Genomic DNA, 17,665 nt, shown 5'->3' on the forward strand with positions numbered 1-17,665 from the left:
CCAAAGATGAGTAATAGATCAAAATGGGGGATCGGTGTCAAGAAAAATAAATCAGTTAATTAGGTGCGGAATGACGGATAGAATGGCTTTCATAAAACGATTTTTACACCCCAACAAGGTTTTTGTGGAGTTTGCTTCAGGAGATGGAAGGCTACTGAAAGACGCTGCCGAGTACTGCAACCAAGCAATTGGCGTCGATATCTCTGACCAAAGAGATGAAGGTGAGGACTTTCCCGACAATGTCAGTGTGATTGTTTATGATGGATATGACCTGTCAAAACTAACTGATGAAAGTGTGGACTTTGTATTTAGTGACCAGTTAATCGAACACCTACACGACGAAGATGTAGAGCATCATTTCATAACGATTAAACGAATTTTAAAAGAAGGCGGGTCATACGCTTTTAGAACACCGCACGCATTTTGCGGCCCACATGATGTCTCGCAATACTTTTCAAATACCCCTGAGTGCTTCCATTTGAAGGAATGGAAATTTAAGGATGTTAAAGCAATTGAGCTTATGGGCTTTAACAAAGTTAAATATTACTGGAGCGCGAAAAATGTGCATGTAAGAATGCCTCGCTTTTATTTTTCAGTATTAGAGTCGCTTTTAGGAAACATTCGCTCGTACAAAATACGCAAAATGACTCAACTATTTTTACCGTCCGTAACGTGTGTTTTAGTAAAATGATAAAATCAAAAGAAGACTTAAATTACTACTTGGAACAAGACAGGCTAGCTCTAGGCATAAAACCAACACTTAAAAATAAGCTAACTCACGATATTTGGCACTTTCAAATAGCGTTACGTAAGCTGGAGTACCGTAAAAACACAGGAAAGTCGGTATTTTCAAAAATCTACGCAGCTTGGTTACAGTTAAGAGTACGTAAATTAGGCAGAAAGCTAGGTTTTTCAATCCCTGCAAATGTCTTCGGGCCAGGGCTCTCTATCGCTCACGCTGGCACAATCGTAGTTAATAACAAATGTAAGATAGGTACTAACTGTCGAATACATGTTTGCGTAAATATCGGAGGTGGTCTGTCCAAAAAAGGGAACGCACCTATGATTGGTAATGACTGTTATATTGGCCCTGGTGCAAAAATTTATGGCGATATTACACTTGGCGACAATACCGCTATTGGCGCAAACGCAGTCGTGAACAAATCATTTGATGGAAATGTAACCCTTGGAGGGATTCCTGCGAAAGTTATATCAGATACGGGACCGTTAGATATTTTAAAGAAACCTCGGACGGAACTTTAACTTGTATATCAGTAACACCTTAAATAGTTTTACTCAAAAGGAAACGTGAAGCCAGCCTAAACGGTACAAATCATGCTTTAAATTAAACTTTCAGAGCGAAGCATGTGAGGCAAATCAGTGCAGTTTAGATATGATATTAATGGATTGAGAGCGATAGCGGTTCTTTCGGTCGTTATTTTCCATTTCGCTGAAGAAAAACTCCCTGGAGGTTTTGTCGGCGTAGATGTTTTCTTCGTCATATCTGGTTATCTGATGACAAGTATCATCATCAGCAAATTCGATAAGCGTCGCTTTAATTTAATGGACTTTTACCTAGCCAGAGTAAATCGAATTATTCCAGCTCTCGCTTTTCTATGTGCTACTCTGTTATTGATAGGTCTTCTCACTTTATCCCCTGTTGAGTATTCGAAGTTAGGTAAGCAAGCTGCCTCATCCGTCTTGTTTCTATCAAATATCATTTACTACCGCGACTCTGGCTATTTTGCGGAAAGTTCGTTAGAGAACTGGCTTCTTCACACATGGTCGCTTTCTGTTGAGTGGCAGTTTTATCTACTGTACCCAGTTGCGCTACTAGCTCTAAATAGGCTTCTGCCTCGTGATAAACTCAAGGTCGCTATTGTTTGTGCAACATTTCTAAGCCTAGTGCTAAGCGCCTGGTTAACCCCGAAGAACCCAAGTTTGTCTTACTATGCTCTCCCTACACGAGCATGGGAAATGTTAATTGGTGGGTTGGCATTTTTGTATCCCATAAAAATATACGAGTCCCTGCGTAAACCTCTGGCTGTAATAGGGGTGATATTAATATTAATTTCCTGCTTTGCTTTTTCCGAAAAAACGAGTTGGCCAGGTATTTCAGCATTGCTACCTGTGGCTGGAGCATACTTAATTATTATTGCTAATCGAAATGAAAACATATTGCTTAATAATAGATTATTTCAGGCACTGGGAACGTGGTCATACTCTATCTATTTATGGCATTGGCCCCTAGTTGTATTTATATACAAGAATGAACTAAACGAAGCGTTCGCTATCGCAGGGTTCATTCTGTCCATTGCTTTGGGTTACTTAAGTTATAGATTCATAGAAACAATTAAGTTTGACGATAGAAACAGCTCTATTCGAACTTTCGTTGCAAATAAGCCACTTATATTTGCGACTTTTTTAGCGCTAGCGGGCAGTTTCTCATTTTTCACTAACGGACTTATTCACCGCGCTCCAACGACATATCAAAATCTGATAGAAGATGTCGAAGCAAGCCCGTTGAGAAATAGATGCCATACAAATGAATACGTAGCTCCCGAAGAAGCCTGCGAATATTTCGTAAAGGGAAATACAACATGGGCAACTATCGGGGATAGCCATTCTGTTGAACTTGCTTACGCGTTAGGTCAAGAATTGAAAGCTACTAATGAAGGCCTGAAACACTTCAGTTTTTCAGGGTGTAGACCCTCTTATGGGAAGAACGAAGATTTTTCTAAATGCGCTAAATGGTATAACTCATCATTAGAATTCATTGCAGATGAACGAAAGATACAGAATGTCGTTTTTGTTCACAGGTATTCCTATCAGCTTGTTGGTGGTAGCAACAAAACTTATCCTGACTTACGTAATTTAAGGTTTGATAATGAATCTGTTGAACTGTTGCAAAATATAGATAGGGCAATACACAAATTAGCTAGCTCAAAACAGCGTGTTTATGTTTTATATCCAATACCAGAATTGCCTACCCACATTACAAAGCTTATCGACAGAGAATTGTCGGTAAATGGAGAGCTTGGAAGCATTGAAGGAACCGAACGCAGCTGGTACGAAGAGCGTAACTCAGTAATAATAAATCACTTCAAAAGTGCCAATTACCCTGACAATGTAGTACTAATTAATCCGGCCAATTACTTCTGCGGAAGCGAAGCTTGCTTCTCAACCAAAGGTGGGCATTCTCTATACTTCGACGATAACCATGTTTCAAACTATGGAGCATCATTAATAGCGGAAGATATTATTCAAAACAAAAATAGTGGCATTTCTGTTCAGTAGCCAGCTACATACAAAATATGACACTATTCTCAATTAACATGGAACTCAGCCTTTAATTACTTATGGACCAATCGATGCAAAAAACAGTTTCAGTCGTTATTACGACACACAATCGCCCTGATTATTTAAAAGAGTCACTCGCGGCTGTTCTCAATCAAACTGTCATGCCTTCTGAAGTATACGTAATTGACGATGGTTCCTCTGTCAGCTACGAAGAGGTATTGTCACAATTTCCACAAAAGCAGTTTACTTACGTAAAAGTTCCAGTAGCTTCTGGCGCAAATGCCGCTAGAAATTTAGGAATTAATAAATCTACATCGAACATCATTGCATTTCTCGATGATGACGACATTTGGGATACGGATTACCTAGAACAACATATTGCAATGCATGAGAATGCGGATGCCGTTACATCTGGCTATCGTTTCTTAGAAACGCCAGACAAAATTCATATCAATCCTATAGAAACGATCACTACTGAAGTTATTAAAAAAGGTAACAAGTTTTGTGGAATGAGCGGCGTTACTTGCAAAACATCGCTTGCTAAAAAATTAATGTTTGATGAAGAGTTAAAAAATAGTCAAGACTGGGACTTCTTTGTTCGCATAACGCTAGAAAATGCAGTGTTCAAAAACATTCCAAAAGATATTTACTTTTATCGCCGAGGCCATGTAAGTATTTCCACTGAAGTAGCAAATATGCCGCTTGAAAAAGTGTTTCCTAGGTTAAAAGCGTTTAAAAAGCATAAAGCACTTTTAGGAAAAGAGGCCTATAACGATAGAGTAGCCAATCAGATACTGAGCCAAATAGGCAAAAAACGTAATAAGCTTAGTTGGATTGCTCTATCGGTTCGAGAAGCTGGAGTTTTCGCTACTGCGAAGATAGTTTTGGGCAAAGATAGGATTAAAAGAAAACTCTTATTGAATAAATAATTTATTGGGCGGACATTCATCCGCCCTCTTGCATCAAGCTTCTTTTGCTCTAATGAACAAAGAATGCCACGCTCTCCCACTTTTCTTCTTGAACTCAACCAAATACGAGCACAAAGCCATTGCAACAACAGCCAGTAAAGCGAGTGTGAAATAAAGTACTTGAGAGCCAGAGTTTGAGATCCATATAGCAAGTGCGATGTAGCAGCTCACAACACTAACGCAGAATGCAGTTAACGACTGCCTTCCTATTAGGGCAATAACTGTAATTGGCCAGATATTTAGCACCTTTTTAAATACAGACAACAAGCTCATCAGTACCGTTATCACGACAAAGAAATGTAAAATTCTAACTGGCCCTAAAGTCTCCTTCGCGATCCACCACTGCCCTTTTAAGCCAAGCAGGTCATAGCGTTTAATAGCGTAGAACCCGACTAGAGTCACCACAGACAGCGCACTCCACAGCACTGTGTTTCTATCGATTCTCTCAAACACTCGATTAATTATTTTTCGGTTTCCGGCAAAGAGCCCTAGCATAAATAAAAATTGATAAGAGAAAAGATTAAAGCTCCACTTTCCATTAGATGTAGCTACGTTAGTTAGTTTCATCATGGGAAAATATTGCGAGAAGATGTAAAGCCCTGTAATTGCCAGAATAAATGTCATCGCACTCTTTTGAAGGAGCTTGGTGAAAGGAATAGCAATTATTAAGAGTAGAACATAAGTGAAAAGTAAATTTGTAAACATTGGCCCATAAAAGAGGCTCATGTATTGGACTAACGCAATTGGCATGTTATCAACCCAATAATCTAAGTCTGTCAACGCTAAAAAATGTTCATTAGGAGTTGCTAAACTAATAATAACTAATGATATGAATAGAGTGATATTTACTTTGTAAAGATGGAACGCCCGGCTCAATAGCTTAGCTCGAGTATCAAATTTGTTTAAATAAACCATTCCAACCATGTAACCCGACATAAAAAAGAATATTTCCGCCGCTGAAGAGTAACCATAATGAGTCAGAGTCGGTATTTTTTGACTGACACTTTCTACTTTACCCAACATCCAAGTTATGTGATTTACGCAAATGGTCACCATTGCAAAACCACGTATTAAATCAATCCTGTTATCTCTCTAAGCTGAATCCTATTTAGGTGAGAATATGTAGTGTGTTTTATTTATTACAGTTATTTTGGGATAAGGCTCTCAATTACTTCCGAGTAACGTTGCGCTACTGTTTCCCAGCTAAAATCCAAAGATTGTTCAATTGGCGCGTTATTCCATTCCTTTTCTAGTGCAGCGACTAGGGCTGTGGCGTATTCATTCGGGTTAGTAACATCACAAACCAGTCCAGCGTGTCCTATTAAAACTCTTCTCATAGCGTCATCGGTAGCAACAACTGGAAGCCCGCTCGCCATTGCTTCTAAGTAAACTCTACCAAAAGGCTCATCGACCGAAGGTAGTGTAAATACATCAGCAGACCTATACACCTTGGGAATATCTGCAAAATCAACCTTTACTATTTTAAAGCGCCCCTTTCCTAACTTCTCCTCACAAAGGTCTGCAAAAAATTGAACGTCAGGACCGTCACCACAAATTAATAAAGAAACATCGTTTAATTGACTTACAGCCTCAATAGCCAAGTCGATACGTTTGTGATTTTGTTTGTTCAAAGCACCTACAGTAAGAGCGACTTTTCCATTTAAACCGTGGTCAAATTTCTCGCCTTCAGGGCTAAATTTACCTAAATTCACACCGTTCGGGATTATCTCAACCCTTTGTTTAGGAGCAATTGAATGGACATAAGCTTTCGTTTCTTCATTAAATACAACTAAGCAGTCAGGTTTAAATTTCAAGTTCCGACGTAAGACCTTACCATTCGAAACCATTCCAGCCCTTTCGGTGTAGAGGATAGGTGTTTTGAACAGCTTTCTTATAACTGCAGCTACTGCAAGCCCACCATAATCATTGTTGGGATAGATAACGTCACACCGCTTAAAAATTAAGTAAGGGGTATAAGTCAAAAAACTTGTAATAGATTCGATGAGTAAAGAAGGGTTGGACACAAATCTAGTTAAAAACCAATCTATTACTTTATTTCGCTGTGCTTTTTTCACTTTTCCCCTTGGAATACAAGGGATTACAACGCTGACCTCACTGCACTTGGATGAGCTTAACAACTTAACATCAAAAAACTTTGCGAGGTGCTCTGCCATCTCATAAGCACTCAATTGCGATCCACCGCTCGACGAAAATCCTGCTTCAGGGTGGATGACTGCTACTTTTTTCTTCATACAATGTCCATTTAATTATGCCTTTTATCATTGCGGCGCATAGTATTACTTTTATAAATGCTGCTAGGCTCACTTCAAGATAAAAAATACACAAAGCGTATACCTTTTAAGTTTAACTTAAGCAATTTAAGTTCCGCTTTTTCATAAACCTCAGTATCCTTTTTGTTGATTGTGTTTTTATGAACCTCATTTCGCTAAAGACCTTTACACAATACTTGCGACGTATACCAGATATCACTACCCTTTTACTTGTAGTCCTTCTTTTCACTTATCATTTCTCTACCATTTTTTAAGGACGTAACATGAATTTTCGAATTTCTGCGGGTTCCATTTGGCTAATATTCGCGAGCGCATTCTTTATCGTTTCATGCACGAGCAGTTCTTATAAACGCGAAGCCACAACATATGCCGTTCAACCAGGCGAAAAGCTGAACACTTATTTGCTGGCTAACAACGCTCAACCAGACAATATCAATGATCTTCTACTTAAATATGACGGTTCAAAAAAAGCTAAACGTCACATAAAGCTATATCGCAACGAGATTGCCGAGTTATTTACCAAAAAAGTTTTGGATATTACTCCTTCAACTAATAGCGACGAGATAAAGTCGCGTTTGCAATCGATTACTACAGAAGAGTCTACCGCGCTATTTTCACTCTACCCTATCGATACAGCAAAATGGATGAAACTCATTTCCATACATTCAGAATTAGCTGAAAATGAAGTTTACGAATCAGCAATTGCCGCAGGATTAGATCCTTCTATTGTTTTCAAAGCCTCAGCAGCGGGTTTCGAGGACTCCGTTACTCCCTTAATTAACTCCATCGGAATAGTTATCTACGGGCAAGACGAAACTAGCACCGCTACTGTTCGTTTCAGAGCAGCCGATGAAATGCGCTGGCAGAAAGGCTTGAACTTATCATGGGAACCAGTTTACGGTTCTTTCGCTGGCAGCATTGTGTACCTAAATGCAGACACGACCTACCATATTGAAGTTCAAATTACCGACCAAAATGGTGAACAACAAGAGCATGTTTTTCAGACCAAAACTAAACCAAATTCACCGCCAATTGATCCAGAAAAAGTTTACTACTTATCTGATATTTATTCAGGAGGTCAACTTGATCTAGAGGCACTTAATATAAGCGGTAGTGCTGATGGGTATGCAAAAATCATTGGAGACGGTCAAGTTATAGAGGCTTCTGGTGATGATCTGGCCGCTGTGAATATTGGTGCTCAATCATATGTAATGCTTGAGAACTTGAAGATAAAGGGCGGCCAGCGCTACGGCATTTTTGCGAAAAAAGCGCACCATATATGGATTAGAGGCTGCAATGTATCAGAATTCGGTCGTGAAGCAGTAGATATTCGCGATGGATTAGCCTATGCAAGCCCAACAACGAACTCTCCTATCAACTACGACTCTGGCATCTATTTAGAGCGAAGCGGTATTGCTGTGATTGAAGAATGCGAAGTGCACAGCCCAAACTTAGGTGCCAATAGCTGGCAAGTTGGGCACCCAAAAGGTGCAAACGCACTTCAAGTATGGGCATATCATGATAGCGATGCTTACAGAGGCGAGTTTATTGTTAGAAACAATCGCTTCTATGGTGCCCCAAACCATAGATTTAATGATGTTATAGAAGGTCGAAAGAATTTTGAAAGACGCGGAGGATTCGTAAGAAACTCGGCTATTTATAATAATTATTTGGCCTATGCTAATGATGACCTGATAGAAATAGATGGCGGTCAACAAAATGTCTTGGTGTATGGAAACGAAATGGAGCAAGGATATGCTGGAATCAGCATTGCCCCAAATATGCTAGGCCCAAGTTATATTTTTCATAACCACATTTACAACCTAGGCGATGAAACGGGCAAAGAGTGGACCGCAATTAAAGCTGGCGGGCTAATCGCTCGTCCTGCTGGTAAAACGTATATTTTTGAAAATGTAATTGATGTTGATCGTAACGGTATCGCAGCCTCAAAAGTTAATAGTGATACAACGTTTTGGATAGAATCACAAAACAACATCATCTTGACAGATAACACTGGATACTCTGTAGGTTACTGCATTTTTGATACTGAAAAGTACTTTAAGAACACCAGTACTAACGACATCTGTTTCAACCATGAAGTCACGGGCGCAAGATATGAATTTAATTTAGCTCAACTAATTGAGCACCCTAAATCTCATAATCTAGCGTATGTAGAGTCACTTATTCAGGCTGGCCAATCCGCAATGGATAGAGAAATGGTTACGCCAATTCCTAATTTTTCAAAGCACTCAAGTGACGAGTCTTTTGAACCATTAGATTTAGAGCAGGCGAATGCTGTTGATCCTAATTATTGGAAGTTAAACACTGACAATGTTTCAATTACGCCATTTGCAAAACAGCATGATTATGGTGAAACGACTATTGTTGATAGCGAGAGCATAGCAATAGCAGGTAACAGTTGGGTTAAGATCCCCATTGATTTTAATGTCGTTAAAAGTACCGAATTGACAGCTACTTTACTGATTGAAGGCGGAGGTGCCCCAGAAATTATTGGACTTGGCTTTGAAACAGATAACGATATTAGCAGCAAAAGAGTTATTCGCTTTTTTGGTACACAAAACTGGGGAATAAATGCTTTAAAGTACTTTTCTCAATCAAGCAGCCAGATAACATTCCCACTTGGAAATTTTGTAAAGGGCGACATAAACTATCTTGTCTTTGTTTTGGACTATGATGACGTAAGCCAGAAAAATAACGACATAAAAGTTACATTTTCTAACGTTACTCTGACATCTCGTTCAAATTACTAATAATGTTAATTAAGTTCTTCTATTTATCGTTACGCAGGTTTTCTAGCATAGAACTTGCTTTAGTTCAGTGAAACAACGCATTGAAAAGTAACTGTCAATTTTTAATGCGTTTAATTTACCTGGGCAGTTTACTTATTTGATATATCACTATTACTAAAAGAGTACAATTCGTGTTCAACAAACTTTTCAAGTCTAAACAAGAAATTTCTCAAGAAACGCCATCTAAAGTTAAACAGGCATTACACCAGCAAACCAAAAACTATTTTTGGAATCCCAAGAGCGGACTTCCCAATATCGGCGATTACCTCGCGTTTGAAACGGTAAACTTTGTACTCAATTTGAAAGACCTACACCCGCTCGATATCTCTTCCGGTAAAATTCTCTCTATTGGCTCCGTATTACACTTCGCAAACGATGGTGACACCGTTTGGGGAACTGGACGAAATGGCAAAATATCGCCGGAAAAGCACGTGTTTTCATCCCTTGACGTCCGCTCAGTACGCGGGCCTCGCACGAAGGATTACCTTGAGAAAAAGGGAATCACAGTGCCTGAAATATTCGGTGATCCAGGAATTTTAGCGCCTCTTATTTACCCAAAAGCTCAGTTAAACACTGTCTACGCGGGCGACACTCAAGACGTTCTAATTGTTCCGCAGCTTAATGATGATTTATCGATATATTCCGAGTACAAAAACCAGCTGGTGTCACCTAGGCAGCTTCCTGGGAATTTTTTAGGTAGATTGACGAAGGCTAAAAAAGTGATAGCAAGTAGTTTACACGGCTTAATTCTGGCTGAAGCGTATGGAATCCCTGCGGTTTATTACAGTTCAGGTAGTGGTGAAAACATTTTTAAATACCACGATTACTACGAGGGAACCGGAAGAACAGAATTTGCTGTTGGCACATCAATTGAAGAGTGTATGGAATTAGAAACATCACCTATCCCAAATCTGATGGAAAAACAGACTGAGTTGCTCAGCAGCTTTCCTTTCGATAAGTACCAACAGACTAATTGAGCAAGACCTGGGGCAATAGTTATGGAACAACACCTGTATGAAGACCAGTTCAACGAAATTCATAATTTTGAAGAATGTACTTCAGTAAAAAAAACACTAGTGATTGCATCTACACCTCGTTCAGGTAGTCACTTTCTAGGTCATGCACTGCACCAAACCAACCACTTTGGCTTTCCGTTAGAATATGCGAACCCCACAAATTTAGCGAGATGGGAGGAAGTGTTAAATGTGAAAGGCGTAAAAAACGTGCTGGATACACTTAAAACTAAACGTACCTCTTCTAACGGCATATTTTCTATAAAAGCGCATTTCTCTCACTTACAGCAATTTGGAGGTTTGAGAGAGTTTGCTCAATCATTGGATAATCCCCACTTCGTTATGCTGACGCGCCGAGATATTTTAAATCAGGCTATCTCTTTATCGATAGCACGCCAAACTGGCGTGTGGATCGCAGGTCAACAGGCTATGTCTGAAAACGTAAAATACGACGAGAAGGATATCTGTTTTTGTTTGAAGCGCACTGTCTTGCACAATGCCTCATGGAAATACCTGCTAGCCTCAACTGGTTTGAAATACATAGAGATAACGTTCGAAGAAGCAAGAGCTAAACTGCCTCACACAGTTTGCGCAATAGCAGATTTCATGGAAGTTGACCTTCCGTTAGAGAACGTGACCTTATCGCCTGTTACGAAGAAACAGTCAAACGGCATTAATGAAGAGTGGAAGGAAAAGTTTTTGCAAAGTAAGCACAGTGAAATTTTATTAGATATAGACTTGGCTTTGGGACTGAAAAGTAAGAAAAAGCAACTCAAAGAAATATTATTTAGTTAACAGTCGAAAATCAATAACAAACATCTTGTAGCTTTGATAAAACGTTTGTTCCGTAGTGAAATACACAAAGCCAGCGGTGGAATAACTGGCTCAGAATCACCTTATTTACCAGTGCTGGAATATTAATGTAAAGCCGCGGATTTTGATTGTGTTGAAGATATCAACAATACAAAAACAAAAAACCACGCTTTCGCGTGGTTTTAGAATTTAGCTGTTGCAATGATTAAAGCTTTCGTCGAGCGGTGAAGCCAATACCCACTAGTGCGAGAGCAAGCATTAACGCAGCTCCCGGTGCGGGAACATCAACAACGTTCGAAGGTGTTGTTACTAATAGATTTCTGAAATTCGACGTCGTGCTTCTGCCAGCTTGGTCTTGGTCCGCAATGAAAAGCATTCTATCGAAACCAGTTAAATCATAATCTGAAAAATCTATGGTGATGTTATACCAGACATTAGCAGATAGGGGGCGAGCAAAGTCTTGATTACCATAATTCTGCGTACCACCAAAATTGAAAACTAGGCCGCCTGTTCTAATTTCGCCGTCATTATCAAACCCAATGCCATTAATTTCACCAACATTAGTTGTCATAAAATCGAATGATAAAACACTATCCTTAAGCATTGCGATATCAATTGGCGCCAAGCTCGCCCAATAGTTACCAAAAACCTCAAGATTTAGACCGCCGTTAGTAACGTTAAAACCACCGCTAGTCGCCTGAGCACCATGGCCGCTTAAATTTGACTGATTAAAGGTGATAAATGCCGCGTTAGCATTTAATGACAGCACCAAAAATGCTAAACCAGTGAAAAATTTCATACAACAACTCCTATAATTTGAATAAGCACCGAAGCAAAAAATAGACCAATAAAATTTTTCACCTATTTATCATAGAGATAATGTAAATTAAAAAAACTTTTTATGCTTCATCGCAATACTTGTAAAAAATATTGACAGTATCATTTGTCTAACATTCAAGTTAAACCCTACCTTTTGGCTTCGCCTTTTAAAAACATGGCTTTTAACTCTAAAGTATGTAGTTTTGCCGATCTAAAAAATAGACCAAATAGAAATAATGGATAAAGAAGCGCACCAAGGAACACAAGTATCAACAAGATAAGCACATCACTTTGAAATTGCCCCTCAAGATGTGTTTTTAACATCATCAAAAAGAAAAACATAAGTAGCGCCGATATTGAAGGCGGTAACAATGACTTTGTTAGCGACTTAAAGTCAATCTGCACGTGTTTGTTTACAATCCAAAGCCTTACAGGAAGAGACAAAAATGCGCCAATTACCATGCATGTCAACATAACTTCGATGCCAAACCATATTGTAGTCCCCGCGACCCCTATATTTGTAAAAAGGTTTAAAAGTGTGAGTCGAAACGCATCGCCTGTTTTTGCATTCGAAATGAGTAGATTAGGTAGAAACCAAGCAACCACACTCGGGAAAATGGAAAATGCTGATATTGTCATGAAGGTAGCACTAGGCGCAAATTTATCACCGAAAGCAACCACAACAAACGGGTCTGCTACTGCTGCTAGTCCCATAAATATAGGGCATACCATAACAGCAGTTATGGTCACCATTTTAATATAAAGCGCCCCTAGCTTTTCACGCTCTTTAACTCTTGAAAAACTCGGTACGACCATCGCATTTATCGAACTCATGGTAACTTGGTTTATAACTGTCGCGCCCTTATGTGCAGCAGCCAACAGAGCAAAGCTAGCAGGCCCTAAAACAATACCCGTAAACAAGTTACTCGCCTTTCTGTGAAGAAAGTTCATGACGGTCATTCCAAACAAGGGAAGGCAAAATCGAATCAGCTCTTTATTGTCATCTCTATTGAAATGGAAGTAAGGCTTAAATTTTGCCACATAAATTAGAAGTAAATATTGAATAACCGCATTTACTAATTTTCCGATAATTAACGCCCAAAGCCCATAACCAATTTCTGCTAAAATGACTATAGTGGTCGCGGATATAAGTGTTGCACAAAATTTAGCCACACCCATTTGTTTATTCTTGAATTCTCTCAATAATTTGCCACTCACAACTACCTGCAAACTGGTAACCAAGGTAATAGGAGCCAAGCTCGCGACGACCCATGCGGCTAATTCTGAGTAGGAGAAGTAAGCTATTGGAGCACCAATACCCAATATACCAAGAACGACTACTACACCCATTCCTGCTACGAATGTCATAGTGCTTGCTGCGTATCTATCTTCCCATTTATCTCGCTGCACAAGGTTTTGATTCACGCCCGCATTCACAAGCGTGTTTGCAAATTCGATGAATAGAAAACAGAATCCTGCTAAACCAAATTCCTCTAAAGTTAGAACGCGAGCAAGATATGCGTAAACCAAAAAATCAACTACATTGATTCCTGTTCTTGTAAGTGATGTCCAAATACTACCTTTAGTAGCTTTTTTCTTAAGCGACATTTAATTTCTCAATTGTGAATACGGAAGGGAACTTTTAGGTAACGTAACTAAGATCTATTTGCTTCTTTTCCTAGTTGAAGCAACATAAACTCACTCAAGCTTGTGAAAAAAATTAGTAATAGCAGCCAGATTAAACCCGCTTTGCGTTTTGCTGAAAACCCTGAGTGCAAGCACGTTTTTTTTGTGCGACCTAAGAACATTTTTAATAAACCTATGCAAAATCTAAGCTTTCGCTTAAATCCCGCCTTAGAGAGCTCTGCGTCCCAAGTCCCGCCTACCACTCGCTTGCGCTTAACAATTAACTCTGATTTATTCCTGGATGGGTGAAGAACTTCTGCTTTTTCTGAATAGACAACTTTTCCACCAGAACTAACGACACGTCGACTGAATTCAACGTCGCCGCCTGACTTAAGCTTTTCATTGAACCCACCGTGCTTCTTAATCAGGGACATCGAGCAAAATAAGTTCGCTGTTATACATTCACCTTTTTTCGCATTCTGTTCTTGCTTCATAGAGAACATATTTTCAAAATCTAGTGCATTTTGCTCGGTGTGTTTCGAAGAGTCAGAAAAAAACGACACTTTACCCGCAACGATGATGTGGTTTTGCTGTTCATTCCAACACTCCAGCAAACTTGTTAACCAATCGCTCGAAACCAAACAATCAGAATCCGTAAAAGCAACATAATCGCCAGACGCGACTCGTAAGCCCTCGTTTCTTGCGGCGTAAGAACCCGGTGTCAAACATTGAAGTAAACAAAACGTTTCTGTTTCAATTTCTTTTACACGCTCTTGTAAAAATTCGTAAGTCCCATCCGTTGAACCATTGTCAATAATAATGACTTCATAACTTTCTCGTGGGTAATTGATACTTCTTAGTCGGTCAATACACTGACCTACCCTGCCAACATCATTGTAAACGGGAACAAGAACACTTATTTTCGGAGCGATTATTGAAACATTGTTATTTGAATTCATTCCATTTTTCTCTTTAAGTCTAAGCACCAGCGAGAATTACTTTCCAAGCATCGACGACTTTGTCTTCTCCGTAGTGAGAGAGCACCTCTTTCAGAACTTTGTATTTGGGCACATATATCTCTTCTAATGTTCTCTCAGAGATGCCTTTAATATCTATAAGATGTACGAATGAGTGATGTTTGCTTTTCTCCCTTCCGAACTCACTTTCATTAGTCAGAATGTTACACCCCTCTCCAATAGCATGATAGAAAGAGCCGGAGCTAATCATGGTGCCATCAGAATGGGGCAATAGGACAAACTTAGAAGCTTCCAACAACTCATTAAGCTCTTCTCCAGAAAGAAATCTATTATCCCATGCAACTTTGAGTCCTCGTTTGCTAATGATAGATTCGAGTTCCTCTTTGTAGACGGGATCTGAACATTTACCTGCGATCTTGAGTGGGAGAGAAACGGGCCACTCATTTAAAACAAGGTGCAAATTCTTGTAAGGTTTTATTCCACCGAAAAACAAAACATCGTTCGTAGCTTGTGACTCACCACATTGCATATGTTTTACCAGCTTTTCATCAGACTTGTATAAGGGATGAACTAGTGACGGAGACTTAAAGTAGCTTTCAAGTGAAACTGGGGGAATTCCCAATAGACCAAACAAACGACAAAGAAATGTAAAGCGCTTGGTACTGCCCGAACTGTTGTGAGGCTTAAAGTTATGCTTTATCCAAACAACTTTTTTGGCAAAGAATTTTGAAAAAACGACTAGAGCAATCATTTTAAAAAAATACTGTATCGCCGTTTTATATGACCTGCCATAAACTCTATCCTCAACCCAATTGAGAATCACCACGGCTTTTCTAGGCGAAGCAAGCATATATTTTACAAAAGCTAAATCTGTTGGCTGCACATCATAGCCAATCTTATTTAACGCATTTTTATTTAGCTCCAAGAATTCATTTTGACTCCTTGGTGGATACATAAAAGCTTTTTTTACATCTTGTTGGGTCATTTCACGTTTTTCCAGTTTTGTTCCATCATTAAGCTTTTTTGTTCCATATATTGAATCTAAATTGACATAGGTTTCTTTAAGATTTTTCTTCTCATCGCTCGATAAAAAAAGCTAGAAGTTGCACGAATGCCCGAAAGCTTGACCGATAACAATAGCCACCTTACTTTGCCTTTTTTGTACTTTAGCGAAAATAACACTTGCTCACTTACACGCTTTTTAAACCAATAATCACCAAGAAAACTCTTATGTTTATTTGCAGACGCAAGCCGTGGAATGATATCTCTAGGCGCAATATTTCTGAGCTTTGCTCCAATTCCATCAGCATTTTGAAAACGATATAAAAACAGCCCTTTCGAAATATTTCTGAAATCTACACCTCCCAAAAACAGCCTGACAAACATGTCCCAATCTTGTCCATTGCTCAGGGTTTCGTCAAAATGCAGATTTTCGATCACTTCTTTTTTGCAGCTAAAGCCAGACATCCCGCAATAAGTGTTGCCACGTAATAATGAAGCTTCAGTTACCCTCACATCTTTATTAACCACCAAGACACTTTCCTTCCCTAATTGCTTGAAGCCTGTAACCACCGCGTCTGCTCCGAGCTCATATTGCTTTGAAATTTCACTGAGGTAATCAGGCAACCAAACATCGTCATCATCTAAGAAAGCAATTACCGTCCCAGAACTTTGTTTAATTCCAATATTTCTCGCCCGGTTAGCACCACTCTTATTTTCTAAACGTAAGAATTGCGCATTTACATCTTTTATAGCGTTATAAGCCTCTTGGTAAGAGACCTCTGAACAATCGTCTATGATTAAAATTTCTTTTGGTTGAAATTCTTGCGAAACTATACCTGCCAGCGCTTCTACTAAAAATGCTGGTCTGTTACATGTGGTAATTACAACTGAGATGTCCAACTAGATTCCCTTCTAACTGCATGGATATAGGCTTTTAATTTGGCGCTAAAATATCAAATTTTTAGCGTGTCCCAAAGTAATTTCCGAAATACTCTCCCAATTGTATTTTTGCAGGAACACTTCTCTATCAAGACTTAAGTTTAAATTTGAAAAGGTAGACAGCTTTTTAGCCAACTCATTGACATTTCCGACACCGAAGTAACAGTCGCTTGGAGCTTCAATGTCCACATTCGGAGCAATATCACTTAATAAAACGTCACAGCCAGCACTTATTGCTTCTAGCGCTACAATAGGTAATCCTTCATGATAAGACGGCAAAACAAATACCGAAGCATGCTGATATAGTGCTTTTAACTCATCTCCTGATCGTCTTCCTGCGAACACAACGTTTGAACTGGCCGACATTCTCAGTTTTTTAGAATAGTCATCTTGATGGTCGGCATCTCCGACTATAAAAAGCTTGGTAGACGTACTAGATTCTTTAAAAGCCTCAACTAAGTCGTGAAACCCTTTTTCAGGTACTAGCCGTCCTACAGCTAAAACGTAATTCTGTGACTCTATATCCAAATCTTTAGGTAAGTAACTACTGCTAAGTTTTCCGGTTAAGGTTGGTAACATTCCGTTGGGCACAAAACTAATTTTTTCAGCGTGTTCTGGGAATGAAACCTTAAGAGCCTCACTTAAGCTTCGCCCAACAACTAAAATTTTATTTCCATACACAATCCCCATTTTTTCACCAAACCGAAGCACCTTTTTCGCAAACGGGCTCCATTTCTGCCTGTCGTAATCTGCACCATGGTGAGTAACCATGACTTTCATGCCAAGCAGGCGAGCTAGAGGCGTAAAAATAGCGGGGCCTACAGCGTGCAAATGCACGATATCGGGCCTCACAAATAGTCTTGCGTAAATAATTGCGATAAACGTATGAAGAAATGTTTCTAGTAATTTGTGTCTTAATGCCCAAACGCTAATAACTTCAACACCTTCAAAGTTAAATCGCTTTTCTTTCACATAAGGCGACCGAGCAAGCACAGTCACTTTAGCTCCTTGCTTTACCATTTTAGGGTAAAGCTGTTGACAATGAGACTCTATCCCCCCCATAACATCAGGAATACCTCTTAAGCCAATTGCGCAAATCTTCATAAA

15 protein-coding genes are annotated in these 17,665 nt (G+C 39.3%); 7 read left to right on the plus strand and 8 right to left on the minus strand.

Annotated features, from left to right (window positions below):
• Positions 1-70: 70 nt before the first annotated feature.
• The 4 genes from WA381_RS07250 to WA381_RS07265 all read left to right on the plus strand — a co-directional run bounded on the left by WA381_RS07250 (position 71) and on the right by WA381_RS07265 (position 4,229).
• The gene (locus WA381_RS07250) at positions 71-691 is read left to right on the plus strand and encodes a class I SAM-dependent methyltransferase (protein ID WP_156086264.1); all 621 of its coding nucleotides are present in this window, start codon (positions 71-73) and stop codon (positions 689-691) included.
• Positions 688-1,263, plus strand: a complete 576-nt coding sequence (locus tag WA381_RS07255) for a serine O-acetyltransferase (RefSeq protein ID WP_156086263.1) — start codon at positions 688-690, stop codon at positions 1,261-1,263. Before WA381_RS07250 ends, WA381_RS07255 begins: the two co-directional genes overlap by 4 nt.
• Positions 1,264-1,380: 117 nt before the next feature.
• Positions 1,381-3,297, plus strand: a complete 1,917-nt coding sequence (locus WA381_RS07260; RefSeq protein ID WP_156086262.1) for an acyltransferase family protein — start codon at positions 1,381-1,383, stop codon at positions 3,295-3,297.
• 74 nt (positions 3,298-3,371) lie between these two features.
• Positions 3,372-4,229: a glycosyltransferase family 2 protein gene (locus WA381_RS07265; RefSeq protein ID WP_156086261.1), complete on the plus strand. Its 858-nt coding sequence runs from the start codon at positions 3,372-3,374 to the stop codon at positions 4,227-4,229.
• A gap of 33 nt (positions 4,230-4,262) precedes the next feature.
• Here WA381_RS07265 and opgC read toward each other — a convergent pair whose 3' ends face one another.
• The gene (gene opgC / locus WA381_RS07270) at positions 4,263-5,348 is read right to left on the minus strand and encodes an OpgC domain-containing protein (protein ID WP_289617969.1); all 1,086 of its coding nucleotides are present in this window, start codon (positions 5,346-5,348) and stop codon (positions 4,263-4,265) included.
• A gap of 65 nt (positions 5,349-5,413) precedes the next feature.
• Entirely contained in the window at positions 5,414-6,520 is a 1,107-nt protein-coding gene (locus tag WA381_RS07275) for a glycosyltransferase (protein ID WP_156086259.1), read from the minus strand.
• Positions 6,521-6,822: 302 nt separating this feature from the next.
• Between WA381_RS07275 and WA381_RS07280 the strand changes: the two genes are divergently transcribed.
• The 3 genes from WA381_RS07280 to WA381_RS07290 all read left to right on the plus strand — a co-directional run bounded on the left by WA381_RS07280 (position 6,823) and on the right by WA381_RS07290 (position 11,177).
• A complete protein-coding gene (locus WA381_RS07280) occupies positions 6,823-9,330 on the plus strand; it encodes a right-handed parallel beta-helix repeat-containing protein (protein ID WP_156086258.1) in 2,508 nt (835 codons plus the stop codon).
• Positions 9,331-9,500: 170 nt separating this feature from the next.
• A complete protein-coding gene (locus tag WA381_RS07285) occupies positions 9,501-10,346 on the plus strand; it encodes a polysaccharide pyruvyl transferase family protein (RefSeq protein ID WP_197044401.1) in 846 nt (281 codons plus the stop codon).
• Positions 10,347-10,367: 21 nt separating this feature from the next.
• A complete protein-coding gene (locus WA381_RS07290; RefSeq protein ID WP_156086257.1) occupies positions 10,368-11,177 on the plus strand; it encodes a Stf0 family sulfotransferase in 810 nt (269 codons plus the stop codon).
• Between the two features lie 223 nt (positions 11,178-11,400).
• Here WA381_RS07290 and WA381_RS07295 read toward each other — a convergent pair whose 3' ends face one another.
• The 6 genes from WA381_RS07295 to WA381_RS07320 all read right to left on the minus strand — a co-directional run bounded on the left by WA381_RS07295 (position 11,401) and on the right by WA381_RS07320 (position 17,662).
• A complete protein-coding gene (locus WA381_RS07295; RefSeq protein WP_156086256.1) occupies positions 11,401-11,994 on the minus strand; it encodes a hypothetical protein in 594 nt (197 codons plus the stop codon).
• A 167-nt stretch (positions 11,995-12,161) separates the two neighbouring features.
• Positions 12,162-13,622 (minus strand): oligosaccharide flippase family protein, encoded by a 1,461-nt coding sequence (locus WA381_RS07300; RefSeq protein ID WP_156086255.1) that lies wholly within the window; start codon positions 13,620-13,622, stop codon positions 12,162-12,164.
• 47 nt (positions 13,623-13,669) lie between these two features.
• A complete protein-coding gene (locus tag WA381_RS07305; RefSeq protein ID WP_156086254.1) occupies positions 13,670-14,599 on the minus strand; it encodes a glycosyltransferase in 930 nt (309 codons plus the stop codon).
• A 19-nt stretch (positions 14,600-14,618) separates the two neighbouring features.
• Positions 14,619-15,602, minus strand: a complete 984-nt coding sequence (locus tag WA381_RS07310; protein WP_156086253.1) for a hypothetical protein — start codon at positions 15,600-15,602, stop codon at positions 14,619-14,621.
• 56 nt (positions 15,603-15,658) lie between these two features.
• Entirely contained in the window at positions 15,659-16,519 is an 861-nt protein-coding gene (locus tag WA381_RS07315) for a glycosyltransferase family 2 protein (protein WP_156086252.1), read from the minus strand.
• Positions 16,520-16,564: 45 nt separating this feature from the next.
• Positions 16,565-17,662, minus strand: a complete 1,098-nt coding sequence (locus tag WA381_RS07320) for a glycosyltransferase family 4 protein (protein ID WP_156086251.1) — start codon at positions 17,660-17,662, stop codon at positions 16,565-16,567.
• Positions 17,663-17,665: the final 3 nt, after the last annotated feature.

The organism is Alteromonas sp. CH_MED4-4 (genome assembly GCF_037029575.1).
GTDB lineage: Bacteria > Pseudomonadota > Gammaproteobacteria > Enterobacterales > Alteromonadaceae > Alteromonas > Alteromonas macleodii.